This window comes from Rhizobacter sp. P3_C12 (assembly GCF_056402735.1).
The window spans coordinates 1-23,373 of sequence record NZ_JBFUGW010000088.1; the positions used below are offsets into that span (position 1 = coordinate 1).

Annotated in this window: 23 protein-coding genes; 10 read left to right on the forward strand and 13 right to left on the reverse strand. The window is 67.8% G+C overall.

What is annotated here, in order from left to right; genetic code table 11:
• Positions 1-218 (reverse strand): hypothetical protein (locus tag AC1DXV_RS15460; protein WP_477934367.1); only part of this gene is annotated, 218 nt, incomplete at its 3' end.
• 76 nt (positions 219-294) lie between these two features.
• Positions 295-936 (reverse strand): NAD(P)-dependent oxidoreductase, encoded by a 642-nt coding sequence (locus AC1DXV_RS15465; RefSeq protein ID WP_477873357.1) that lies wholly within the window; start codon positions 934-936, stop codon positions 295-297.
• A 104-nt stretch (positions 937-1,040) separates the two neighbouring features.
• Between AC1DXV_RS15465 and AC1DXV_RS15470 the strand changes: the two genes are divergently transcribed.
• The 4 genes from AC1DXV_RS15470 to AC1DXV_RS15485 all read left to right on the forward strand — a co-directional run bounded on the left by AC1DXV_RS15470 (position 1,041) and on the right by AC1DXV_RS15485 (position 4,783).
• A complete protein-coding gene (locus tag AC1DXV_RS15470; RefSeq protein ID WP_477873359.1) occupies positions 1,041-1,946 on the forward strand; it encodes a LysR family transcriptional regulator in 906 nt (301 codons plus the stop codon).
• Between the two features lie 154 nt (positions 1,947-2,100).
• Entirely contained in the window at positions 2,101-2,538 is a 438-nt protein-coding gene (locus tag AC1DXV_RS15475) for a CesT family type III secretion system chaperone (protein WP_477934369.1), read from the forward strand.
• Positions 2,538-3,065 (forward strand): type III secretion system chaperone family protein, encoded by a 528-nt coding sequence (locus AC1DXV_RS15480; protein ID WP_477870164.1) that lies wholly within the window; start codon positions 2,538-2,540, stop codon positions 3,063-3,065. Before AC1DXV_RS15475 ends, AC1DXV_RS15480 begins: the two co-directional genes overlap by 1 nt.
• Positions 3,062-4,783 carry a macro domain-containing protein gene (locus tag AC1DXV_RS15485; protein ID WP_477870166.1) on the forward strand — a complete coding sequence of 574 codons (1,722 nt, stop codon included), beginning with the start codon at positions 3,062-3,064 and terminating at the stop codon, positions 4,781-4,783. Before AC1DXV_RS15480 ends, AC1DXV_RS15485 begins: the two co-directional genes overlap by 4 nt.
• A gap of 20 nt (positions 4,784-4,803) precedes the next feature.
• Here the strand turns inward: AC1DXV_RS15485 and AC1DXV_RS15490 are convergent, their stop codons facing one another.
• On the reverse strand, positions 4,804-5,937 hold the full coding sequence (locus AC1DXV_RS15490) for an alpha-hydroxy acid oxidase (protein WP_477870168.1): 1,134 nt from the start codon (positions 5,935-5,937) through the stop codon (positions 4,804-4,806).
• Positions 5,938-6,097: 160 nt separating this feature from the next.
• Positions 6,098-7,024: a LysR substrate-binding domain-containing protein gene (locus AC1DXV_RS15495; protein ID WP_477934371.1), complete on the reverse strand. Its 927-nt coding sequence runs from the start codon at positions 7,022-7,024 to the stop codon at positions 6,098-6,100.
• Positions 7,025-7,129: 105 nt separating this feature from the next.
• Between AC1DXV_RS15495 and AC1DXV_RS15500 the strand changes: the two genes are divergently transcribed.
• From AC1DXV_RS15500 to AC1DXV_RS15515, 4 genes are read left to right on the forward strand one after another with little or no spacing between them, the layout of a single operon-like run.
• Positions 7,130-7,639, forward strand: a complete 510-nt coding sequence (locus AC1DXV_RS15500) for a hypothetical protein (RefSeq protein ID WP_047513132.1) — start codon at positions 7,130-7,132, stop codon at positions 7,637-7,639.
• Positions 7,632-8,303, forward strand: a complete 672-nt coding sequence (locus AC1DXV_RS15505; protein WP_047513130.1) for a PspA/IM30 family protein — start codon at positions 7,632-7,634, stop codon at positions 8,301-8,303. Before AC1DXV_RS15500 ends, AC1DXV_RS15505 begins: the two co-directional genes overlap by 8 nt.
• Positions 8,300-8,929, forward strand: a complete 630-nt coding sequence (locus AC1DXV_RS15510) for an OB-fold-containig protein (protein WP_477867404.1) — start codon at positions 8,300-8,302, stop codon at positions 8,927-8,929. Before AC1DXV_RS15505 ends, AC1DXV_RS15510 begins: the two co-directional genes overlap by 4 nt.
• 48 nt (positions 8,930-8,977) lie before the next feature.
• Positions 8,978-10,672 carry a flotillin family protein gene (locus AC1DXV_RS15515; RefSeq protein WP_477867406.1) on the forward strand — a complete coding sequence of 565 codons (1,695 nt, stop codon included), beginning with the start codon at positions 8,978-8,980 and terminating at the stop codon, positions 10,670-10,672.
• 3 nt (positions 10,673-10,675) lie between these two features.
• Here the strand turns inward: AC1DXV_RS15515 and AC1DXV_RS15520 are convergent, their stop codons facing one another.
• The 4 genes from AC1DXV_RS15520 to dinB all read right to left on the reverse strand — a co-directional run bounded on the left by AC1DXV_RS15520 (position 10,676) and on the right by dinB (position 14,146).
• Positions 10,676-11,407 (reverse strand): cupredoxin domain-containing protein, encoded by a 732-nt coding sequence (locus tag AC1DXV_RS15520; protein WP_477867408.1) that lies wholly within the window; start codon positions 11,405-11,407, stop codon positions 10,676-10,678.
• An 8-nt stretch (positions 11,408-11,415) separates the two neighbouring features.
• On the reverse strand, positions 11,416-11,871 hold the full coding sequence (locus tag AC1DXV_RS15525) for a group I truncated hemoglobin (protein ID WP_477934373.1): 456 nt from the start codon (positions 11,869-11,871) through the stop codon (positions 11,416-11,418).
• A 20-nt stretch (positions 11,872-11,891) separates the two neighbouring features.
• A complete protein-coding gene (locus AC1DXV_RS15530; protein WP_477867412.1) occupies positions 11,892-12,830 on the reverse strand; it encodes a DUF3034 family protein in 939 nt (312 codons plus the stop codon).
• A 113-nt stretch (positions 12,831-12,943) separates the two neighbouring features.
• Positions 12,944-14,146: a DNA polymerase IV gene (gene dinB / locus AC1DXV_RS15535; RefSeq protein WP_477934375.1), complete on the reverse strand. Its 1,203-nt coding sequence runs from the start codon at positions 14,144-14,146 to the stop codon at positions 12,944-12,946.
• Positions 14,147-14,237: 91 nt separating this feature from the next.
• On the opposite strand from dinB, the gene senA reads away from it, so the two are divergent.
• Positions 14,238-15,461: a selenoneine synthase SenA gene (gene senA, locus AC1DXV_RS15540; RefSeq protein ID WP_477934377.1), complete on the forward strand. Its 1,224-nt coding sequence runs from the start codon at positions 14,238-14,240 to the stop codon at positions 15,459-15,461.
• A 52-nt stretch (positions 15,462-15,513) separates the two neighbouring features.
• On the opposite strand, the gene AC1DXV_RS15545 is transcribed toward senA, so the two are convergent.
• The 5 genes from AC1DXV_RS15545 to AC1DXV_RS15565 form a co-directional block, all read right to left on the reverse strand.
• Positions 15,514-16,932 carry a Dyp-type peroxidase gene (locus AC1DXV_RS15545; protein WP_477934379.1) on the reverse strand — a complete coding sequence of 473 codons (1,419 nt, stop codon included), beginning with the start codon at positions 16,930-16,932 and terminating at the stop codon, positions 15,514-15,516.
• 106 nt (positions 16,933-17,038) lie between these two features.
• A complete protein-coding gene (gene fdhD, locus AC1DXV_RS15550; RefSeq protein ID WP_477934381.1) occupies positions 17,039-17,875 on the reverse strand; it encodes a formate dehydrogenase accessory sulfurtransferase FdhD in 837 nt (278 codons plus the stop codon).
• A complete protein-coding gene (locus tag AC1DXV_RS15555) occupies positions 17,872-18,159 on the reverse strand; it encodes a hypothetical protein (RefSeq protein WP_477866288.1) in 288 nt (95 codons plus the stop codon). The genes fdhD and AC1DXV_RS15555 overlap by 4 nt, the downstream gene beginning before the upstream one ends.
• Positions 18,134-20,488 carry an FdhF/YdeP family oxidoreductase gene (locus tag AC1DXV_RS15560; RefSeq protein ID WP_477934383.1) on the reverse strand — a complete coding sequence of 785 codons (2,355 nt, stop codon included), beginning with the start codon at positions 20,486-20,488 and terminating at the stop codon, positions 18,134-18,136. The genes AC1DXV_RS15555 and AC1DXV_RS15560 overlap by 26 nt, the downstream gene beginning before the upstream one ends.
• A 77-nt stretch (positions 20,489-20,565) precedes the next feature.
• Positions 20,566-22,239 carry an OFA family MFS transporter gene (locus tag AC1DXV_RS15565; RefSeq protein WP_477934385.1) on the reverse strand — a complete coding sequence of 558 codons (1,674 nt, stop codon included), beginning with the start codon at positions 22,237-22,239 and terminating at the stop codon, positions 20,566-20,568.
• A 188-nt stretch (positions 22,240-22,427) separates the two neighbouring features.
• On the opposite strand from AC1DXV_RS15565, the gene AC1DXV_RS15570 reads away from it, so the two are divergent.
• Positions 22,428-23,373: substrate-binding domain-containing protein (locus tag AC1DXV_RS15570; protein ID WP_477934387.1), on the forward strand; the 946-nt coding region annotated here is incomplete at its 3' end.

Below are 23,373 nucleotides of genomic sequence, written 5' to 3' on the forward strand. Positions count from 1 at the left end.
GCGGCCGACAGCGGCGGCAGGCCGGGCGCCGGGGCCGGCGGCGGCGGAACCGGTGCGGGCGGCACGGGGGCAGGTGGCGTACCGYCGACCGGGGCCGGAGCAGGACTGCCGTCCCCACCGCCCCCACCGCAGGCCGCCACGGCCAGCAGCACGGCGGAACTCAGACCTTTCAAGACAAAGCGGCGGCTCGCCAGATCAGCGCGCAAGACATCGGACACGTGAAATCCCTCCTGTGGTTGTGGAGGGATTGTCTCCAGAACGAACGCCCGAGCCGACCCCCGTAAACCCAGGGAATCAGTAAGCGGCTGTGAAGCGCTTGCGGATGTGTTTCGGCGTCTCCATCTCGTCGACGATCGCGACGGCCAGGTCGGCCACCGAGAGGCCGGCCGGCTTGTCGCCGTCCATCAGCAGCTCGTCGGCGCCGATGCGGAACTTGCCGGTGCGCGGGCCGGGCGCGAGCAGCGCGGCGGGCGACAGGAAGGTCCACTCCAGCGCGGTCTCGGCGCGGATCTGGTTCAGCGCCTCGCGGGCGGCCAGCGCGCCCTGCTTGTACTCGGCGGGGAAGTGCGGCGTGTCGACCAGCTGCACGCCGGGCGCGACGAACAGGCTGCCGGCGCCGCCGACGATCAGCACGCGCTTGACGCCCGAGCGCTTGACGCCGTCGACGATGGCGCGCGTGCCTTGCAGGAACACGTCGTGGATGCGCGGCTCGCTCCAGCCGGGGTTGTACGAGTCGACCACGGCGTCATGGCCTTCGACGGCGGCGGCCACCTGGGCGGCGTCGAGCGCATCGGCCTTGACGACCGTCAGGCCGGGTTGCGCGGGCAGCTTGGCCGGCGTGCGGGCCAGCGCGGTCACCTGGTGGCCGCGCGACAGCAGTTCCTTCAGCACCTCGGAGCCGACGAAGCCGGTGGCGCCAATCAGGGCGATCTTCATGGGTGTTCTTTCAGGGAGTTGTCGATGGCGCGATGATCCGGGCTTCACAATGAGTGCGCCAGTCGCTCATTTCGAACAACATTCTTTAGCCAGGCTTCACGATCATGGATGACCTTCGCCGCATGGCCTTGTTTGCCGAGGTGGTGCGCCACGGCTCGATGAGCGGCGCCGCGCGGGCGCAGGGCATGAGCACCTCGGCGGTGAGCCAGCAGATGCGCGCGCTGGAGCAGGGCAGCGGCGTGACGCTGCTGCACCGCTCGACGCGCAAGCTGACGCTGACCGACGCGGGGGCGCGTTTTGCCGAGCATTGCCGGGCGATGGTGGATGCCGCCGAGCAGGCGCGGCGGCAGCTGACGCTGGCGCACGACGCGCCGGTGGGCGAGTTGCGGATCTCGGCGCCGGTGGGCTTTGCGCGCTACATCGCGCCGGCGCTGGCGCCGCTGCTGGCCGATCACCCGGGGCTGACGCTGCGGCTGCTGGTGGACGACGCGTTGATCGACCTGATCGATGCGCGCATCGACCTCGCGCTGCGTGCCGGGCGCATGCCCGATTCGACCTACGTCGCGCGAAGGCTGTGCAGTTTCGCGTGGATCCTGTGCGCGGCGCCGGCCTACCTGCACCGCCACGGCACGCCGCAGTCGCCGAGGGAGTTGCTGGCGCACCAGTGGATCGTGCTGTCACGCGATGGCACCGCGCTGGCCTTCGAGATGCGGCGCGGCGAGGGCGAGCACGAATCGCTGCGGCTGGAGGCGCGCATCACCAGCAACAACCAGCTGAGCCTGCAGCAGATGTGCCTGGCCGGGCTGGGGATCGCGCTGCTGACGCGGGCGGATGTGGATGACGACCTGCGCGCGGGGCGGCTGGTGCAGCTGATGCCGGAGTGGCAGGTGCCAGGGATCCCGGTGTGGGCGGTGACGCCGCAGCGGGATGGGCAGCCGGCGAAGGTGAGGCATGCGGTGGCGGCGTTGGAGGCTTACCTGGAAGCGGTTCCGGGTGCACTGCCTCGATAGTTCGAGGTCTGGGAACTGACGTATTGCTGGGTTCAAACCGTCCGACTTTTCGATCCGGTGGAACCGGCTCCGCGAGGGTGTGACTTACCGGACTGTCGGGGGAGAGGTAGATCGCAGTCGCGTTTGTCCTCACCTTGACGGAACTTCGGAATCCATGCAGTACCCATCAAATCCCGAGCGTGAATCCTGGCGCGGCCGTTTCATTGCGCTGGCTGACGAACTGGACGGCGCTTCAGGTCAGTCGGAAATCGAATCGAACTCCGCTGACGCAATGCTTGTTTCCCTCCGCGTCGATGGCGTGGCGTTCGACCTTGTCCACGATCTGAACGCCGACAGCGACACCCTTCTTGTCGAATGCGAGTTGGGCCCGCCACCCGAGAGCAACGAGGTGCTGCTGGGGCTATTGCAGTCCAACATGCAGATGCTGCGTGCGGAGCAAGGCAGCTTCGGATTGCGGCGAGTGGGAGACGACATGGTGATCACCTTCAGCAAGCATCTGTCGTTGACTGACTGTCATGCGAGTGCCCTGCAGGCGACGATGAAGACCTTGGCGGTTCGGGCCGCAGCTTGGCGATGCGGGGCAATCTTCTGATGACTCACGAGGTTTCGAACATCAGCATCCGCAGACGGTTCGTCGGTTTGATGCGCGAGTTATGGCGGCATGAGGATGTGAGCTATGCGGAAGAAATCGTCACCGGTCAGTCGGGCGCCATCGAACTCCTGTTGAGCGTTGGTGAAGCCGATGTGCGGATCAAGCACTCGCACAAGCGGGCGGCGCAGGCGGTCCTTGAGTTTGACTTTGGTGCGCTCCCTGAGACCTGCGCCAGGGATGCCTTGTTGCACCTGCTCGAAATGAACGGTGGCCTGAATCAGCGCGGTGGGATTGGTTGCGGAATGGACACCGACGGTGCGACCGTGATCTACAGGGAGCCCGTCGACCTCGAGGGACTCGACTGCCGGGCGTTGGTGAGCCTGCTTCGTGAGCGAGGTGAACTATCGGCCATCTGGTTTGAGTCATGGCACCCCGACCCCACCGCATCTGGATCGAGCTACAGGCTGAACGCTGTCGAGCGTTTGGAATTCCACACCCCACTTTCTCAACCCACTTTGCAGACATGAAGACGAACATCCAATCCAGAAGAATTAAGAATATCCATGTTCCATCACCCAGGAAGGAGGCTGAATATCACAAGAAGCAACTGTTGCGCACGCGTTCGCGGATTGACAAGCAGGTCGCCAATCCGAATGAGGCAGTTAAAGGGAGGGATACGATAAAAAAATGGGGAAACAAGCTCGATGGTTTCGCCTACTTCACGCAGAAAAGCACGATTCAGGAGTTGGCGATGGAACTCGCCATAGAGGTAGGCCCTATCGAGGAAATGCAGGCAATTCTCCGGGGGGAGTCCGTGGATCTAAAGAAAGTCAGATCATTTTGCGATGCATGGAAGGCGGCGGAAAAAAGTGGATCCATCCAAGCACATTCTTGGTGTAAAGAGCTCGGGGAGTATGTGGATGGTCTCTTGGGAGCCGCGACGAGAGCCGAGTTTCTCTACAGCGATTGCAATCCGAAAGACATCGCGGGAAAATTCAACATCGCAGAACAGTTCGGACGAATTGTCCTGAATCCTGCCAGTCCTACTGGTTGGGGCAAGGGTGGCGTATCGCTTGCCATTCAGAAAGGGCTGAATCAGAAGGAATTCAAGCAAGCACAGCAGGCTGCCTATGCAGGGTATACCGATGAGGTGGGGCATGCCAATGTGGCCGACGCATTCGTGGTGCCAATCTCCGGTGCGATGAAGATTTTGGGGGGAAATGACAAGAGTGCCCCGGAAGCAGTCATCAGTATTAGAGGGCCGAATCGGAATGCCTGGTACGTGCTCGGTGGCAAAGTCAAGCTGCGCCAGTTGTTTCAAGGAAAGACTGCCTCGAAGCGACAAGAGCAGAAGCTCCGTGCCTGCTATGCATCCTTCTTTCAGGGTGTTCTGAAATACAACAGGGGGCGTGAGGGGTTGGAGCAGAATCCTATTCATGACCTGTCGCTGGTTCCGATCAGTGCTGGAATATTCGGATACCCTCAAAAGGACGCTGGCAGAATCATGGTGGAGATGGGGCTTGATTTCCTGGCTCGTCATCCGGAATACAAAATAAACTTCTTGGCGAATGGAGAGAAGATTGATGGAGATCCGAAGTCGACAGCGCTGAGAGATAGCATCTCGGCTGCCACGACGGCCTTCGGCGTGCCTAGTGAGTTTTCCCGCGGACGAGAATCAGAGATCGACAAAGCAAAGATAAATTTGGACAACTATACTGCTGCCGTTGCGAATTTCTCTGCAGTGGGGAAGGTGGATTTGGATAAAATAGCGAAAATTGTTACTAATAATTTTTCCGAAGTACTCCGGGAATTCAGGGCGGGTCACAATGGAACGAAATTTCAGTTGTCTCGCATCTTCCGGGGGCTGGCGGCAGCTACGCGTGGCATTGATAAGATCCTAGATAATGAAATGTTGATCGAGCTTGCGGAAGGGAATAACAGCCTTAAGGCAATAGTGAAATTCGGTGCTTTGATCGACAACAATAGAGACTGCATTGACTGGATGGGGTCGGCCCACTACGCCAACAACGTGGTTCTTGATGCCGATCAGGTAGAAAAGCTGAAGGGATTCATCAGGGAGGCACAGCAGTTGTCCGAAGAGGTGATCGGCTCAAGAAAATGGGAGCGGGCACATGTCGATCTAGTGTTTAGCGAGGACAATGAGAACTTCCAGCAATGTGAGAAGAGGGTTCGAGCGTTGTTCCCTCTGAAGGGGTCGGAGCATTCGAACTCGGCAAGCAACTGATCCGAATGCAGGGCTGGTGATCAGCGCAGGATGCCGTCGTCCACGTGGCGAATATCGGTCCTCCCACAAAACGCCATCGTCGTATCCAGCTCCTTCGCGATGACCTGCAGCGCCTTCGTCACCCCAGCCTCGCCCATCGCGCCGAGTCCGTAGATGAAGGCGCGGCCGAGCATCGTGCCCTTGGCACCGAGCGCGACGGCCTTCAGCACGTCCTGGCCGGAGCGGATCCCGCCGTCCATCCAGACCTCGATGCGTGACCCCACCGCGTCGACGATGCCCGGGAGGGCTTCGATCGACGACAAGGCGCCATCGAGCTGCCGCCCGCCGTGGTTCGACACGATCAGCGCATCGGCGCCCGTGTCGGCCGCGAGCCGGGCGTCTTCCGCATCCAGGATGCCCTTCAGGATCAGCTTGCCGCCCCAGCGCTTCTTGATCCATTCCACATCGGCCCAGCTGAGCGTCGGGTCGAACTGGTCGGCCGTCCACGAGCCCAGCGACGACATGTCGGCCACGCCCTTCACATGCCCGACGATGTTGCCGAAGGTGCGGCGCTTCGTGCCCAGCATCGCCATGCACCACTGCGGCTTGGTCGCCAGGTTGATCAGGTTCGCGATGGTCGGCTTCGGCGGTGCCGACAAGCCGTTCTTCAGGTCCTTGTGCCGTTGCCCGAGGATCTGCAGGTCCAGCGTCAGCACCAGCGCGCCGCACTTCGCGGCCTTCGCGCGATCGATCAAGCGCTCGACGAAATCCCGGTCCTTCATCACGTAGAGCTGGAACCAGAACGGCGCGGTCGTGTTGGCGGCCACGTCCTCGATCGAGCTGATGCTCATCGTCGACAGCGTGAACGGCACGCCGAATTTCTCGGCCGCGCGCGCCGCCAGGATCTCGCCGTCGGCATGCTGCATGCCGCACATGCCGATCGGCGCCAGCGCCACCGGCATCGCCACGTCGATGCCGATCATCTGCGTGCGCAGCGAGCGGTTGGCCAGGTTCACGGCCACGCGCTGGCGCAGCTTGATCTTCTGGAACTCGCTCTCGTTGGCGCGGTAGGTGCCCTCGGTGTACGAGCCGGAGTCGGCGTAGTCGTAGAACATGCGCGGCACGCGCTTCTCGGCGAGCACGCGGAGGTCTTCGATGCAGGTGATCACGGGCATGGATGGTCCTGAAATGCAGGGCAGTTCTCCGTTCGCACTGAGCCTGTCGAAGTGCCCGCGAGGTGCGCCGGCTTCGACAGGCTCAGCCCGAACGGAGGTGGGCGAGCGCCCGCCATGCTAGTCGGGGGCGGTGCCGGTTTGATCGGAAAGATCTTCCGGACTAACCCGAAACAGACGCCAGCGCTCGCGCCTCGGCAAGTGCTTCGCTCGCCACCGCACCGCAGGTGCCGCGCAGCCACCGCGCAAACTCCGCCGCCGCACCGTCGGCCGCATGCGGCAGCAGCCGGTATTGCCGCGTCGGCGTCGTCGCCAGCGCAAACAGCGGCCGCAGCGCGCCGCTCGCCAGCCACGGCCGCGCCAGGCTCGGTCGCGCCAGCACCACGCCCTGGCCGCTGACAGCCGCCTCCAGCGTCAGCCCCAGGTCGACCAGCTTCGTGCCCTGCGTCGGCTCGCCCCAGTCCAGGCCCGCCGCGCGGAACCACGGCGTCCACGGTTCGATCGGCGTGCGCAGCAAGGGCGCGTCGGCCAGGTCGGCCGGCGTGCGCAGCGGCCCCAGCCGCGCGATCAGCGAAGGCGCGGCCATCGCCATCACCACGTCGTGCATCAGCGGCGGCGCCTCGCCCACCGCATCGTCGAGGTGGCGCACCTCGATGTCGGCCTCGCTGCCCACCACGTCGAGGAACGGGATCGACAGCACGATCTCCAGCTCGACCCGCGGATGCGCCTCGGTGAACTGCTGCAGGTGCGGCACCAGCACCTGGCGCGCGAACGTCGGCGGCGCCGTGATGCGCAGCCGCTGCACCTGCTGCGCGGCGCGCTGGTGCAAGGGCACTGCAGCCAGCAGGCCGAGCGCGGTCGAGACCTGGGCCAGGTACTCCTTGCCGGCCGGCGTCAGCACCAGCGCCCGCGCCGAGCGCGTCAGCAGCGGGGTGCCGAGCAGCTCCTCCAGCGTCGCGATGCGCTTGCCGATCGCGCTCGCCGTCACGTGCAACTCATCGGCCGCGCGCTCGAAGCTGCCCAGGCGGGCCGCGCACTCGAAGGCGCGCAGGCCGTCGATCGACGGGTAGCGGAGGTCGGGCAGGCTCATGAGGCGCGATGATAGGCCGCTCTCGGGCGCGTCGAATTCGTTTGTTGACAAACGAATTCAATTGAATACACTGGGCCGCAACGGAACGACTGCGAAGGAAGCGTCATGGTGAGAACCTCGTCCATGGAGCCGGTGTCCGCGCGATTGCCCGGCGACATCTACCTCTGGCTGGCCGGCCTGGAGATCGAAGGCGCGCCCACCAACAGCGACAAGGTGCGGGTGCTGCTGTCCCAGCTGAAGCGCCAGTACGACGGTGCCTTCGACTACGCCGCGGCCCATGCCTGGGTGCGCGACCTGATGGGCGGCCTGCGCGACGGCCTGGTGGCGGCCGAGCGCGAATCCGGCCGACACTCCGACCTGCTGGCCGCCTCGCTGGAGCAGCTGACTTCCACGCTCGCGCTGGTGGTGTCGTCGCGCCCCGCCAATGCCGGCGAGGCGCGCGCGCTGGAAGACGCGCTGGTGCGGCGCCTGTTCGCGATGGCCGATGGCCTGCTGCGCCAGGGCGCGACCAGCGAGGCATCGGCTTTCGATCCCGGCGTGGTGCGACGACACTGGAAGAGCACGCTCGAACTCGCCCAGCTTCTCAACGACAAGCAAGGAGGTCCCCATGGCTGATTCCCTGAAGGCGCGCGTCGGCCGCGTCATCGTCGGCAGTGCCCATGCGCTGCTCGACCGGCTCGAAGGCGCCGCTCCCGAGGCGATGATGGAGCAGGCCCTGCGCGAAATCGACAAGGTGGTCGACGAGGTGCGCCACGAGCTGGGCACCGCCGCGGCCAACCGCCACCTGGCACAGCAACAGCACGCGCTGCTGAACCGCCGCCACACCGAGCTGTCGGCCCACATCGACGAGGCCATCGCGCAGTCGCGCGAAGACCTGGCCCGCGTCGCGGTGGCGCGCCAGCTCGACATCGAGGCCCAGATCCCTGTGCTCGAGCGCTCGCTGGCCGAGCTGTCCGGCGAAGAGACCGAACTCACCGGCTACGTCAACGCGCTGCTGGCCAAGCGCCGCGAGATGACCGAGGCGCTGCAGAACTTCCGTGCCTCGCGCAAGGCGGTGGCCGGCGGCACCGCGCATGCCGCCACCACGCGCAGCAGCGAGCGCCGGGTCGAGGCCGCCAGCTCCGCCTTCGACCGCATCTACCAGCGCGAGACCGGCTTGTCGCCGGCCGCGGCCGGCACGTCGATCGAGCATGCCGCGCGGCTGAAGGAGCTGGAGGACATGGTGCTGAACAACCAGATCGAGGAGCGCCTGATGAAGCTGAAGGCGGCCCAGGCATGAATCTCCTGACGGCGCCGCAGACGGTGCCCTTCGGCGCGGCCTTCGTGGTGATGCTCGGCCTCGCGGTGCTGGAGCTGGTCGGCTTGCTGTCGTCGTTCAGCCCGAGCGAGTGGATCGACCACTCGCTGCTGCCCGAGCCCCATTCCGACGCCGGCCTGGACGGCGTGCTGGGCTGGCTGCACCTGGGCAAGGTGCCGACGCTGATCCTGCTGGTGCTGCTGCTGGCCGGCTTCTCGATCTGCGGCTACCTGGTGCAGATGCTGGCCTCGGGCGTCAGCGGCGCCTACCTGCCGGGCCTGGTCGCCTCGCTGCCGGCCGGTGCCGGCGCCGTCGCGGCGGTGCGCCTGCTCGGCGGCGCGCTCGGGCGGATCATCCCGCGCGACGAAAGCTCCATCGTCAGCGAACGCGAGTTCATCGGCCGGGTCGCCACCATCACCAGCGCGTCCACTCGCGAAGGGCTGGCCTCGCAGGCGCGGCTGCGCGATGCGCACGGCCGGGCCCATTTCCTCCTGGCCGAACCCGACGTGGCCGGCCTGGTGCTGGCCGACGGCATGGAGGTGCTGGTGGTGTCGCGCGTCGGCAGCATCTACAGAGTGATAGCGAACCCGCACCCGACGCTGATGTAGCGTGCGGGGCACCCACAACGTTTCGGATCCATCGAGGAGGAGGTCGTGATGAACAGTCTGATCGAGATCGGCGTGCTCGCCGCCATTGCGCTGCTGGCGATCGTGCTGATCGGCCTGGTGCTGGCGCGGCTCTACAAGCGCTCCACCAAGGAAACCGCGTTCGTTCGCACCGGCCTGGGCGGCCAGAAGGTCATCATGGACGGCGGCGCCATCGTGCTGCCGGTGTTCCATGAGCTGGTGATGGTGAACATGAACACGCTCAAGCTCGAGGTGCTTCGCCGCGAGCGCGAGAGCCTGATCACGAAAGACCGCATGCGCGTCGACGTGATCGCGGCGTTCTTCGTGCGCGTCAAGCAGACCGCCGAGGCGATCAGCACCGCGGCCCAGACGCTGGGTGCGCGCACGCTGAGCCCGAACGAGCTGAAGGCGCTGGTCGAGGACAAGTTCGTCGATTCGCTGCGCGCGACCGCCGCGACCATGACCATCCAGGAGCTGCAGGACAAGCGCCGCGAGTTCGTGCAGGCGGTGCAGAACGCGGTGGCCGAAGACCTCGAGAAGAACGGGCTCGAGCTCGAGTCCGTCTCGCTGACCAGCCTGGACCAGACCGACAAGCAGTTCTTCAACCCGAACAACGCCTTCGACGCCGAGGGCCTGACGAGGTTGACCGAGCAGACCGAGTCGCGCCGCAAGCAGCGCAACGACGTCGAGCAGGACACCGAGATGCAGGTGCGCACCAAGAACCTCGATGCATCGCGCCAGAAGCTGCTGATCGAGAAGGACCAGGAGTTCGCGACGCTGACCCAGCAGCGCGAGATCGAGATCGCGCGTGCCGAGCAGATGGCGCAGATCGCGCAGCAGCAGGCCGAGCGCAGCCGCGAGGCGGAGACGGTGAAGATCGAGGCCGAGCGCCAGGTGAGCCAGAAGCGCATCGTCGCCGAGCGCGAGATCAAGGCGGCCGAGATCGAGAAGAACCTGGCCGTGCAGACGCGCACCATCGAGAGCGAGCGCCAGACCGAGGTGCAGCGCGCCGAGCAGCGCAAGCAGGTCGAGATCGCGCGCCAGGACACGCAGATCGCGATCGCCAACAAGTCGCGCGAGCAGTCGGAAGCCGATGCCGCAGCCAACGCGGCGCGGGCCGAAGCGGTGAAGTCGGAAGAAGGCGTGACGACGGCGCGCGAGGTCGCGGTGGCCGAGCGCCTGAAGGAGATCGAGCTGATCGAGGCCGACAAGACCGCCCAGCAGAAGGCGATCGCGGTGAAGGTGGCCGCTGCGGCCGAGAAGGACGCGACGGTCGATCGCGCCGAGGCGATCCGCATCGAGGCCGCGGCGCGCCAGGCGGCGGCGCTGGCCGAGGCCGAGGGGCGGCGCGCGTTGAACGACGCGCTGAACACGCTGTCGTCGGCCCAGATCGACCTGCAGGTGCGCATGCAGCTGTTGCAGCAGTTGCCGCACATCATTGCGCAGGCGGTCAAGCCGATGGAGCAGATCGATTCGATCCGCATCTTCCAGGTCAACGGCCTGGGCCAGGGCGGCGACGGGAACGGCGCGGCGGGATCAGGTCAAGCCGGCACCGGCACCTTTCCGGAGCAGGTCGTCAACTCGGCGCTGCAGTACCAGATCGCCAAGCCCATCATCGACGCGGTGATGAAGGACGCCGGCCTGAACAACCAGGGCATCACCGGCATCAGCGAGTCGATCGCGGCGATGCTGCCGCCGACGCGGCACGCCGACGCCGCGTCGTGACGCTCAGGCGCCGCGGCGCTTGCGCGGCACGAAGTTGAGCTTGCCACCGGCCTTCAGCGCCTCGGCACCCACCTGCACCGGCTGCGCCGGCTGGTCCTGCAACTGGTCCGGGTGCCACAGCACGAGCTGCGCCGCGCCCTCGGGCACGTTGTCGATGCGGGCGATGCCGTTCTCGTCGGTCTTCGCGTACCACGGCGTGTCGGTCACGTACACCTGCCCGCGCATCGACGCATGCAGGTGGCAGCCCAGCCCGATCGGGCCGGCCGTCTCGACCTTGATGTCGGCCTGCGAGCTGCCGGTCTTCTTGGCGCGCGGTGCGGCAGCCTGGTAGTCGTCGTACTCGGATTTGCGGCCACCGGCCGCAGGCGCCGATTCCGCGGCATCCAGCCGGATCTCGAAGCTCTTCACCGCCGGCATGCTGCCCAGCGGCCCGCTCGGCACCGAGCGCACGTGGTGGTCGTAGCTGTCGCGGTTCAGGAAGCGCAGCGTCGTGCCGGCCGGCACCACCGTCAGGAAGGGCGCGAAACGCAGGTTCTCCTGCGCGATCACGACCGGCGCCGCCGGCGGCTTCAGCAGCGGCTTGATCGCCGGCTCGATCAGCACCACGGTGTCGATGGCCGGCTTGCCGTCGGCATCGGTCACGAGGACCTGCACGCTGGCGGCCTGCGCGTTCAGCGCGAGGAGGGTGGTCAGGGCGAGCGCGAGGGCGCGCAGGGTCGGGTGGGAAGAGGTCATGGTGTGGCTCAGGGTGTGTTGATGATGTCGCGGTGCATTGGCGCCAGCCTGGCGAGCAGCTTGTTCTGCGTGGTGAACGCGATGCCCTGCGCCTCCATCGCCTGCTGCAGCACCTCGACCAGCGCGTTGAAGTTGTTCTTGTTGATGTCCATGCCGGCGTGCGCCTGCTTCATGTCCGGGCCCTTGCGCCGGCATGGGCCGCCCGACACCTCGCAGAACTGCGTGACCAGCTCGGCCTTCACGTGCGCCTGGTCGACGTCCTTGAAGAACGGGTTCATCCGCGGGTCGGCCAGCAGCCGGACCATGAAGTCGTCGACCAGCTTCACGAGGCCGGGCTGCGCGCCGAGCTGCTGGTAGAGCGCGTCATCGGTGGGCTTGGTGGTGGTCTGCGCATGCGCGCCGCCGGCCATGAGCGCCGCGCCGAGCAGCAGCGCACGGGCCAGYGTGGAAAGGATGCGGTTCATCGTGGGTCTCCTGGCAGGGGTCAGAACGCGATCTGCGCGGACAGGTAGCCGCCGTTCTGCCGGCGCGTCACGACGCCCGGCACGATCTTGCCGAGGTCGACGTAAGCGGCGGTCAGCGAGAAGTTCTTGCACGGCGCCCACGCGATGAACACGTCGGCCCAGTCGTCCTCCTTCAGCGCGCCGGCGCCGAGCGCGGTGTTGTGGCGGAAGTTGTCCGGCTTGGCGCGGTATTCGATGCCGGCCGCGATGGTCTTGCTGAACAGATAGGCCAGCGACACCTCGGGCTGCAGCCGGTAGCTGTCGTGTTCGGTCGCGCCGAAGCCGAGCAGGCCGTTCTGGTTGGCCTTGGTGGCGCGCAGTGTCAGGTTGGCGAGGATGCCCTGTGCGAGGAACAGCTTGGTCGCGCTGACGTAGAGGTCGGTGCCGCTGTCCTTCGCGCCGAACGCGGTCAGCACGTCGGCCAGCGGCCCGGAATGCGCCTTCTTGTACTGCAGGCCGACGGCGATCTGCGGCATCCAGCTGTCGCTGTCGAGCACCGCATCGCCGGCCACGCGCAGCTTCAGGCCGACGATGTCCTGCTTCAGCCGCAGGTCGTTGAACGACGGATCGCCCAGCACGCCGGCGAGGGCCCCGCCGACCGGGCCGGTGTCGAAATCCTGGTGGGCGAGCGAGAGCTCGATGCGATCGTCATAGGCGACTGCGACGCCATAGCCGCTCAGTCCGTAGTCCTGCGTCTTCACGCGAGTCACGAAGGCCGAGCCGCCGAACTCGCGGGTCGTGCCATAGCCGCCGGTCACGGCCCAGGGCGTCAGGCCGCCGCCAGCCGCACCGTCGATGCTGCTGACGCCGCCGGTCAGCAGCAGCTTGCCGCCGTAGGTGCTGCTCTGGGCCAGCACCGGCGCGGTGGCGACGGCGAGGGGAAGGACGGCGCACGCGAGCGCCAGTCGATGCAAGGGCATGGGGTCTCCTCAGGTTCGTTGGCGGATCTACGCACTGAGGTCGGCCACGGATGCAGTCTGCCGATCGCGCAGGGGCGCATGGTCCCCTTAACGTGAAAAATTGGCAATCCGGGCTACGGGTCTGGCTGATCGAACAACGGCATCGGCGCGTAGACCGGCTCGGCCTCGCGCACCTCGGGCGGCGCGGCCATCGGGGCGACCAGCTCGCTCAGCGTGGCCAGGTTGCCGGCGCGCACGCCCAGCAGCCGCAGCCGGCGCGACAGGTCGACGCGCTTCAGGCATTCGCCCGCGGCGCGGCGGATCGTGCGGGCGTCCATCGTGTGGGCGGGCAGCGTCAGGTCGCGCGTGACGATCTTGAAATCGTCGAAGCGCAGCTTGATGCCGATGGTCTTGCCGGCGTAGCCCTTGCGCGCCAGGTCGCCGGCGAGCTCCACGCACAGCTCGGTGAAGATGGCCGACAGCGCGGGCCGGTCGCGCACCGCGTGCAGGTCGCGGTCGAAGGTGGTCTCGCGGCTGATCGACTTCGGCTCGCTGTACGTCACCACGGCGCGCTCGTCGCGGCCGTGCGAGGCCTCGTGCAGCCACGCGCCGTAGCTCTTGCCGAAGTGCTCGACCAGCCAGGCCGGGTCGGCCGCGGCGATGTCGCCGATGGTGTGCAGGCCGAAGCCGGCCAGCTTCTCGCTCGCCTTCGGGCCGATGCCGTTGACCTTCTTCGCGGCCAGCGGCCAGATGCGCGCCGGGATTTCATCGAACGACAGCAGCGTCAGGCCGTTCGGCTTGTCGAGTTCGGAGCACAGCTTGGACAGCAGCTTGTTCGGCGTGACGCCGACCGAGCAGGTCAGGCCGGTGGCGTCGAACACCGCGTCTTTCAGCGCCTGGCCGAGGCTGCGGCCGGCGTCGTGCTGTGCGCCGGGTACGTCGGTCAGGTCGATGTAGATCTCGTCGATGCCGCGGTCTTCGACCAGCGGCGCGATCTGCCGCACCGCGGCCTTGAACAGGCGCGAGTAGCGCCGGTATTCGTCGAAGTCGACCGGCAGCAGGATGGCGTCGGGCGCCAGCACGGCGGCCTTCATCATGCCCATCGCCGAGTACACGCCGAGCGCGCGTGCCGCGTAGGTGGAGGTGGTGATGACGCCGCGGCCGGTGTAGTCGCGCAGCTTCGCGTAGCGCCAGCTGCCGTCGGCCAGCTGGCGCGGCTTGCTGTCGCGCCCGCCGCCGATCACCACCGCCTGGCCGCGCAGCTCGGGGTAGCGCAGCAGTTCGACGGACGCGTAGAAGGCGTCCATGTCGAGGTGGGCGATCAGGCGTCGGGTCATGGTGGTGGCTGTACGAAACCACAGTATCTCGCGGCGCGCTATTCTCCGCCACTTTCTACGCCACTCTGCTGCGCACCACGTCGCCCCTCCGATGCTGGATTTCCAAGCCCCGCCCATCGATGCGGCCCGCATGCGCCGCGCCGGCCGCGACCTGCTGTCGCTCGCGCTGATGGATGCGCGCAACCATTCGCTGCGCTGGCTGCAGGCCTTCGAGGACGCGCGCGTGGCGGTGCCGGAATCGCTGCGGCCCGCGGTGGATCCGCCGCTGTGGACGCTCGGCCACCTGGGCTGGTACCAGGAGTACTGGATCGGCCGCAACGTGCAGCGCCACCGCGGCGAGCACTGCAACCCGCGGGCGCCGCGGCTCGCGTCGATCGAGCCGGGGGCCGATGGCTGGTTCGACGCCTCGCTGGCGCCGGTGGCCACGCGCCGCGCGCTGGCGCTGCCCGATGCGCAGGCGGTGCGCGCCTACCTGGCCGAGACGCTGGAGACCACGCTCGAGCTGCTGGAGCATGCGCACGAGGGCGATGCGGCGCTGTATTTCTTCCGTCTCGCGCTGTTCCATGAAGACGCGCATGCCGAGGGCCTGGCGGTGCTGTCGCAGCAGCTCGGCTTCGATGCCGGGCTGTGGCCCGCGCTGTCGACGCTGCCGGCGCGGCCAGCGCTGCTGTTCCCGGCGACGCGCTCGCGCATCGGCAGCGAATCGGGCGAGGGCTTCGCGTACGACAACGAGCAGCCGGCACACGACGTGACGCTGCCCGAGTTCGAGATCGACGCGCAGGCGGTGAGCTGGGCGCAGTACGGCGAGTTCGTCGAGGATGGCGGCTATGACGAAGCGCGCTGGTGGACGCCCGAGGGTTGGGCCTGGGTGCAGGCGGGCGGGCGGCGCAGCCCGCTGTATGTCGACCAGCTGCGCCAGGGCGTGCTGCAGCAGCGCTTCGGCCGGCTGGCGCGCGTGCCGCTCGGGCAGGCTGCGCTGCACCTGAGCTGGTACGAGGCCGACGCCTGGTGCCGCTGGGCCGGCCGGCGGCTGCCGACCGAGGTGGAGTGGGAGCATGCGGCGCGCGCCGGCGAATCGCGCGGCTTCCGCTGGGGCCAGGTGTGGGAATGGACGGCCGGCCGCTTCCGGCCCTACGACCATTTCGAGCCGGGGCCGGACCTCGGGCATTCGATGCCCGGCTTCGACGACCGCCACCGCGTGCTGCGCGGCGCGTCGTTCGCGACGCGCGAGCGGCTGCGGCATGCGTGCTATCGCAATTTCGAGTTGCCGGATTGCGATGTGCAGTTCACGGGGTTTCGGAGCTGCGCTGCCTAGCCCGGATGCCAATCCGGAATTCGTGGCCGTGGAACCCGGATTGGCATCCGGGCTACAAGTTCGCGAAGAACCCCAGCGACGGCGCGAAGAAATACTCCCCACCCTTCAACGTCACGAAMCCGGACATCCGCTGCGACAGCGTCGGCGCCTGCGCATCCCCCCAGCCCGCATGGTGGCGGTGCTTCACCGCGCCGCCCTGGCCGGCCAGCGGGTCGATGCCGGTGTGGCCGAGCACGAAGCCCTCGTCGTTGGCCCAGTTCGCCTGCGAGAACTCGAACTGCTCGACGATGCTCGCCTGGCAGGCCATGAACAGCAGCCCGACGCCGTGCGAGGGCGCATCGCCGAAGCGCCCCTGCGCATCCTGCCGCCGCTCGCCGTACGGCATGCTGCGCCGCGCCATCAGCCGCGCACGCTCGGCCGCCGGCGCGATGCCGAATTCGCGCACCGTGTCGCCGCGCGGGTTCGTCTTGCGGATGTGGGCATGGAACGGGCACCGGAGCCCCTGCGGGTCGGCGGCGTAATCGAAATCGTTGGCCACCGGTTCCGCCAACCCGGCGTGGCCCTGCATCGCGAGCGGCGTGCCGTCGGCGAAACGGCCCACCAGCATCGCGCCGGCCAGCGCCACGTCGGCGGCCGCGCCGAGCTTGCGCAGCCCGCGTGCCAGCGCCGCCTCGGCCTGCTGGAAGGCCTGCACGTTCTGCTCGAGCTTGCGGTAGACGACGTACGAGCCGTGCGCCGCCGGATCATCGACCGCCGCGTCGCGCACCAGCACCTGCGACAGCGCGAAGCGCGGCGACCACCGCTCGCTGCCCCCGCCACGCAGTGCGTCGCGGGCGATGTCCTCCTCGATCATCAAGGGCTGGCTGCGCCCCGACACGAAACCGAAATGCTCGATGCCTTCGCCGCGGCCATTGCGCCAGCTGCGGGCGTGCTCGATGCCGAGCAGCTCGACACCCTCGCGGGGCGCCGCCGTCCAGTCGGCGAGCGCCGCCTCCACCTGCGGCGCATCGCCTGCCAGCTGCACCAGCGCGTGCACCTCGTCGCGCCAGGCCGGCTCCCAGCCGGCCTGGTCGGGGTCGCGCAGCATCGGCTGCCGGTCCTTCAGGCCTTCGATGAACGCCGGGTCCGACGGCCAGCGCCCGCGCGGCACCTGCAGTGCCCGGTAGCCGCTGGCCGACAGCAGGCACGACACGAACAGCGGCGTCTGCAGCGGCGTGCCGGCCGCGCGCGCGGCGCGCACGCGCTGCGCATCGGCGAGCTGCGTGTCGGCACGGCCGAGCCGCGGCCGCAGCGCACGCAGGAAGTCGCGCCCGGCCTGCGCATGGCCGAACTTCAGCAGCAGGTGCGCCGCCTGCGGCCGGCCGTGGCCCTTCAACAGGTTGCCCTGCAACTGCGCCAGCAGCGCGCGCTCGTCGGCGGTGATCGTGGCCAGCGAGAGGGTCTTGCTCAGGTCGACGACCGGGGGGGCCATGGTTGGTCCTGGTGAGGCAGCAACGACAGCGTGCCTTCACGCCGCGTTCACGGCATCCCCAAGTTCGCGGAAACCGAACCCCCCAGTTTGTCGATGTCAGGGCGTGTCAGCCGAGCGTCGCGAGCGCGGTGTAGTCCACCGCCTGCTGGCCGCGGCAGAAGCCGTACAGCTGCAGCCCCGACTGCCGCGCGATGTCGACGGCGAGCGAGGTCGGTGCCGAGATCGCGGCCAGCGTGCCGACCTGCAGCCGCGCGCACTTGCTCACCAGCTCGTAGCTGGCGCGGCTGGACATCACGACGAAGCCCGGTGCGCCGAGCCGGCCCGCCAGCGCGAGGCGGCCGAGCAGCTTGTCGAGCGCGTTGTGGCGGCCGACGTCCTCGGTCACGTCGAGCAGCTCGCCGGTGGGCGTGGCCCAGCCGGCCGCATGGYAGGCGCCGGTGACCGCGTTCAGCGCCTGCCGGGCCGGCAGCGCGGCGAACGCGCGCAGCACCACGTCGGCCGGGATCGGCGCGTGCTCGGGGACGCGCGCGGTGGGCATCAGGTCGAGCTGCGCCAGGCTGTCGATGCCGCACAGCCCGCAGCCGGTGCGGCCCTCGAGCGAGCGCTTGCGGTCCTTCAGGGCCGCGAACGCACGTGACGACACCGTCAGGTGCACCTCGCAGCCGCGCGCATGGGCCATCACCTCGATGTCGCGGCATTCGTCGCGGCCGGTGATCAGCCCTTCGGAGAGCGCGAAGCCGAGCCCGAAGGCCTCCAGGTCGGTCGGCGTGGCCATCATCACCGCGTGCGACAGCCCGTTGAAGACCAGCGCGACCGGCGACTCCACGGCCACGGTGTCGCGGCGCTCGCTGGCCTCCGCACCGACGTGGCGGCGCACCGACACCGCCTCGGTGGGCGGCAGGCTGTCGGGCAGGTCGCAGGTGTCGGGTTGGGGAAGGCTCATGTCAATCGGCGTGCGATGTCGGTGGCGAAGGCCCGCCATTGTCCGGCCTCGTCGACCTGCAGGCGCACCCAGCCGGGGCCGACCGCGTCGCCGATGCGGGCATCGCTCATCCGCGTGTAGAGGCGGATCAGCACGCTGACGCGCACGCCCAGCCGCTTGGCCAGCCGCGTCAGCGAGACGCCGCGGCCGTCTTCGTCGAGCTCGAGCAACTCCGGCAGCGCACGCTCCTCGAGCGGCGCGGGTGCGTTTTCAGCTTCCTCAGGCGACGGCGGGTTCGACGACATCGCGCGCGTTTGCCACCGACCCGTCCTTCGGGCGCAGTGTCAGCACCACCGGGATCGACTTCGAGGTCGGCGTGCGGGCGCCGATCGCGAAGCTCTGCAGCGGCACCAGCGCGTTGGTCTCGGGGTAGTAGCTCGCGATGCAGCCGCGCGGGATGTCGTACTCGACCAGCAGGAACTTGTCGGCGGTGCGCCGTTCGTCATTGCCGGCGTCGCCGAAGTACACGCTCGTGATGTCGACCCAGTCGCCGGCCTTCATGCCGATTTCCTTCAGGTCGTCGCGGTTGATGAAGACCACGCGGCGGTGCCCGTAGACGCCACGGTAGCGGTCGTCCATGCCGTAGATCGTCGTGTTGTACTGGTCGTGCGAGCGCACCGTGGCCAGCGTCAGCACGACCGCATCGGTCTGCTGGCGGGCGCGGTGCACGGCGGTGTCGCGCGGCACCGGATGGGCGCTGAACTGCGCCTTGTTCGATGCGGTGACCCACACGCGCTCCGACGCGGTGTTGCGCAGCCGGAAGCCGCCCGGCTTCCTGATCTTCTCGTTGAAGCCGGCGAAGTCGTCGAACACCGCCTCGATCTTGTCGMGGATGCGGCTGTAGTCCTCGACCAGCCACAGCCACGGCGTCTTGCTGGAAGGCAGCGTGGCAGCCGCCAGCCGCGCGACGATCGCCGGCTCGGACAGCAGCATCGGCGAGGCCGGCGCGTTGATGCCCGACGACAGGTGCACCATGCTCATCGAGTCTTCGACCGTCACACCCTGCGTGCCGGCGGCCTGCAGGTCGACCTCGGTGCGGCCCAGGCAGGGCAGCAGCAGCGCCTGGCGGCCGTGGATCACGTGGCTGCGGTTGAACTTGGTCGCGACGTGCACCGTCAGCTCGCAGCGGCGCAGCGCCTTCCAGGTGGCATGCGTGTCGGGCGTGGCCGACGCGAAGTTGCCGCCCATCGCGAAGAACACCTTGCCGCGGCCGTCGAGCATCGCCTCGATCGCGGCGACGGTGTCGAAGCCGTCGGCGCGCGGCGGCTCGAAATCGAACACCTCGCCCAGGCGGTCGAGGAAGGCCGGCGCCGGCTTCTCGTAGATGCCCATCGTGCGGTCGCCCTGCACGTTGCTGTGGCCGCGCACCGGGCAGGCGCCGGCACCGGGGCGGCCCAGGTTGCCGCGCATCAGCAGCAGGTTGGTGATCATCTGGATCGTCGCGACCGAATGCTGGTGCTGGGTGATGCCCATGCCCCAGCAGGCGATCACGCTCTTCGCGCCGGCGTACAGCTCGGCGGCCTGGCAGATCTGCGCTTGCGTGAGGCCGGATTCGGCCTCGATCGTTTCCCAGCTCTCGGCGCGCACGTCGGCCTCGAAGGCCTCGAAGCCGTGCGTGTGCTCGGCGATGAAGGCCACATCGAGCACGCGGGCGGCGCCGTCGCGCTGCGCGCGGTCGTCCAGCTCGAACACGTGCTTGCACATGCCCTTGACGAGCGCGAGGTCGCCGCCGATGCGCAGCTGGAAGTAATGCGAGCTGATCGGCGTCGAGCCGAGCGTGGTCATCTCGAGCGCGCTCTGCGGGTCGGCGAAGCGCTCGAGCCCGCGCTCGCGCAGCGGGTTGAAGCTGACGATCTTCGCGCCGCGCTTCGAGGCCTGGCGCAGCTCGCCGAGCATGCGCGGGTGGTTGGTGCCGGGGTTCTGGCCGAAGATGAGGATCGCATCGGCCTGCTCGAAGTCGTCGAGCGTGACCGTGCCCTTGCCGACGCCGATGGTCGGGCGCAGGCCCGAGCCGCTCGGCTCGTGGCACATGTTCGAGCAGTCGGGGAAGTTGTTCGTGCCGTACTCGCGCACGAACAGCTGGTAGAGAAAGGCCGCCTCGTTGGAGGTGCGGCCGGAGGTATAGAAGATCGCCTGGTTCGGGTCCGGCAGCGCGCGCAGCTCGCGCGCGATCATCGCGAACGCCTGGTCCCAGTCGATCGCCTGGTAGCGGTCGGAGGCCGCGTCATACACMATCGGGTGCGTGATGCGGCCCAGGTCTTCGAGGAAGAAGTCGGATTGCTCGGCGAACCACGAGACGGTGTGCGCGCCCAGCACCTCGGGCGTCGCGCGCTTGGACGTGGCCTCGGCGGCCACCGCCTTCACGCCGTTCTCGCAGAACTCGAAGGTCGAGGTGTGGTCGCGGTCGGGCCAGGCGCAGCCGGGGCAGTCGAAACCGTCCGGCTGGTTGGCCGACAGCATCGTCTTCGCGCCCTTGGCCGCGATGCCGTGCTGCAGCAGCTGGTGCGCCACGCTCTTCAGCGCGCCCCAGCCGCCGGCCGGACCCTTGTAGAACTCGATCTTCTGCTCTGCCATTTTTCTCGAACGCTCCCAATCAGGCAAACCAAACCCACCACGCCGACTTATCGGCGTGTTGGGTTGCTTCTACAGCTTCAGGCGAAGAACTTGCCGACGGTGAGCAAGGTCTTGTAGACGCCCCAGGCCAGCGGAATGCCCACTGCCGCCCAGGCCAGCGCGACCACGAAGGTCGGCGTGGTGCCGCCTGCGCCGGGGCCGCTGCCCACGTCGGCTGCAGCCGCGCGGTCATGCGCCAGGCGCTTCTCTTCGGCCAGCTCTTGATCGTTCATGAAGTGCTTGTCGGCCACCGGACGGATCGACAGGTTGGCGAGCAGGCCGATCACCAGCATGCCGACCAGGATGTACATCGTCTGGTTGTAGACCTGCTCGCGCGGGATGCCCAGGCCGAGCTGGTAGTCGCGCATGTAGTTCACGATCACCGGGCCCAGGATGCCGGCCGTGGCCCAGGCCGTCAGCAGGCGGCCGTGGATCGCGCCCACCATCTGCGTGCCGAACAGGTCGGCCAGGTAGGCCGGCACCGTCGCGAAGCCGCCGCCGTACATGCTCAGGATGATGCACACCGCACCGACGAACAGCAGCGTGCTGCCGGCCCCTGCGCTGCCCGGCAGGCTGGCGTACAGCACGCCGCCGAGCACGAAGAAGATCGTGTAGGTCAGCTTGCGGCCGAGCTTGTCCGAGATGCTGGCCCAGAAGAAGCGGCCACCGATGTTGAACAGGCTCAGCAGGGCCGTGAAGCCCGCCGCGATGCCGGCGATCGCCGCCTTCTGCGCGGTGTCGAGTTCGCCGATCTTCTTGGCCACGCCGATCAGGCTGCCGCCGAAGACTTCCTGGAGCATCGGGCTGGCCATGCCGATCACGCCGATGCCGGCGCTGACGTTCATGCACAGCACCAGCCAGACCAGCCAGAACTGCGGAATGCCCCACACCTTCTTCACGTGCACGTGGCGCTGCGTGATCATCGCGTTGGCGGTCTGCGCGACCGGCGGGGTCCAGCCTGCGGGCTTCCAGCCGCTCGGCGGCACGCGGTAGCCGAAGGCGCCGCCCAGCATGAAGACGAAGTACACCACCGCCATCACGATGAAGGTCTGCATCACGCCGACACCGGTGGGCGATGCGAAGTTCTTCATCAGTTCGGCCGCGAGTGGCGAACCGATCATCGCGCCGCCGCCGAAGCCCATGATGGCCATGCCGGTGGCCATGCCGCGGCGGTCGGGGAACCACTTGATCAGCGTCGACACCGGCGAGATGTAGCCGAGGCCGAGGCCGATGCCGCCGATGATGCCGGAGCCGAGGATCATCAGCCAGAACTGGTGCAGGTGGATGCCGAGCGCCGAGATCAGCATGCCGCCGCACCAGCAGAGCGCGCTGACGACGCCGGCCTTGCGCGGGCCGGCCCGTTCGAGCCAGCCGCCCCACAGCGCCGCCGAGCAGCCGAGGAACACGAAGAACAGGGTGTACATCCACCCGAGGGTGGAGACCTTCCAGTCGCAGGTGGTGGTGAACAATTCGGCGAAGAAGCCGACCTCAGGACCGCACTTGATGGCTTCCTTGATGCCCAGTGCCCTGGACAATGGCAACCAGAACACCGAGAAGCCATAGGCCATGCCGATGCACAGGTGGATCGCGAGGGCGGCCGGTGGGACGAGCCAACGATTGAAGCCAGGGCCTGCGATGGTGCGCTCTTTGTCGAGCAGACCAGCGGCAGGGGCTGGCGCGGATGCTGTCGAATCCGCCGTGGTTGTGGACATTCTTGCTCCCGGGTTTGTGAGTATCGGTATTCAAGATCCCGCCGGGCTCGCACGGGGCTTGATGCTGCAGTGACACGCAGGCTCCGACTGTAGGCAGGGGCCGGCGTGGCGGCAATATGATGCCGTGGACATAGGCCCGTGAACAAGCAATCGCTTACATGGGCAGGAAAACGATAAGGCCGTATTTCGTGAACAAAGTCACCATCAAGCCCCAGTGGTCGCTGAGCCGAGAGGGCAGCGGCACGCTGATGCCGCGGCTCATCGAACTGCTGCGCCTCGTGCAGCAGCACGGCAGCCTGGCGCGTGCCTGCGAGGTGAGCGGGTTGTCGTACCGCCATGCCTGGCAGATGGTGCGGCAGGGGCATGAGCTGTTCGGTGCGCCGCTGCTGCGCATGTCGCCGGGGCGCAACTCGACGCTGGCGCCGCTGGGCGAGAAGCTGGTGTGGGCCGACCACCGCATTGCGGCGCGGCTGACGCCGTTGTTCGAATCGATCGCCTCGGAGCTGGAGGCCGAGATCGCGCAGGCGATGGAGGAGCCGCCGGCGGTGTTGCGGCTGCATGCGAGCCACGGGTTCTCGATCGAGATCCTGCAGCAGCAGTTGCTGGCCGACGGCATGCAGCTCGAATGGAAGTACTGCACGGCCATCGAGGCGGTGTCGGCGGTGTCGAGCTGGCAGTGCGACGTGGCCGGCGTGCACGTGCCGCAGGGCGAGTTCGAGGCGGCGGGTGTCGCGCACTACCGGCCGTGGCTGCGGCCGGGCGAGCAGATGCTGATCGACGTGAGCACGCGGCGGCAGGGGCTGATGCTGCCGCGCGGCAATCCAATGCGAATCCAGGGGGTGGCCGACCTGGCGCGCGTGGAGGTGCGCTTCGTCAGCCGGGATCCGGGCTCGGGCACGCGGCTGCTGCTGGACCTGCTGCTGCAGCAGGCGGGGGTGGACCCTGCCGGGACGGTCGGTTATGCGCCGTGGGAGCGCACGCATGCGGCAGTGGCCGCGTACGTGGCGAGCGGCATGGCCGATGCGGGCTTCGGGGTCGAGACGGCGGCTCGGCGCTTCGAGCTGGATTTCATTCCGCTGCAGACGGAGCAGTACTTCCTGCTGTGCGACGAGGCCTTCTTCGACACGCCGGCGA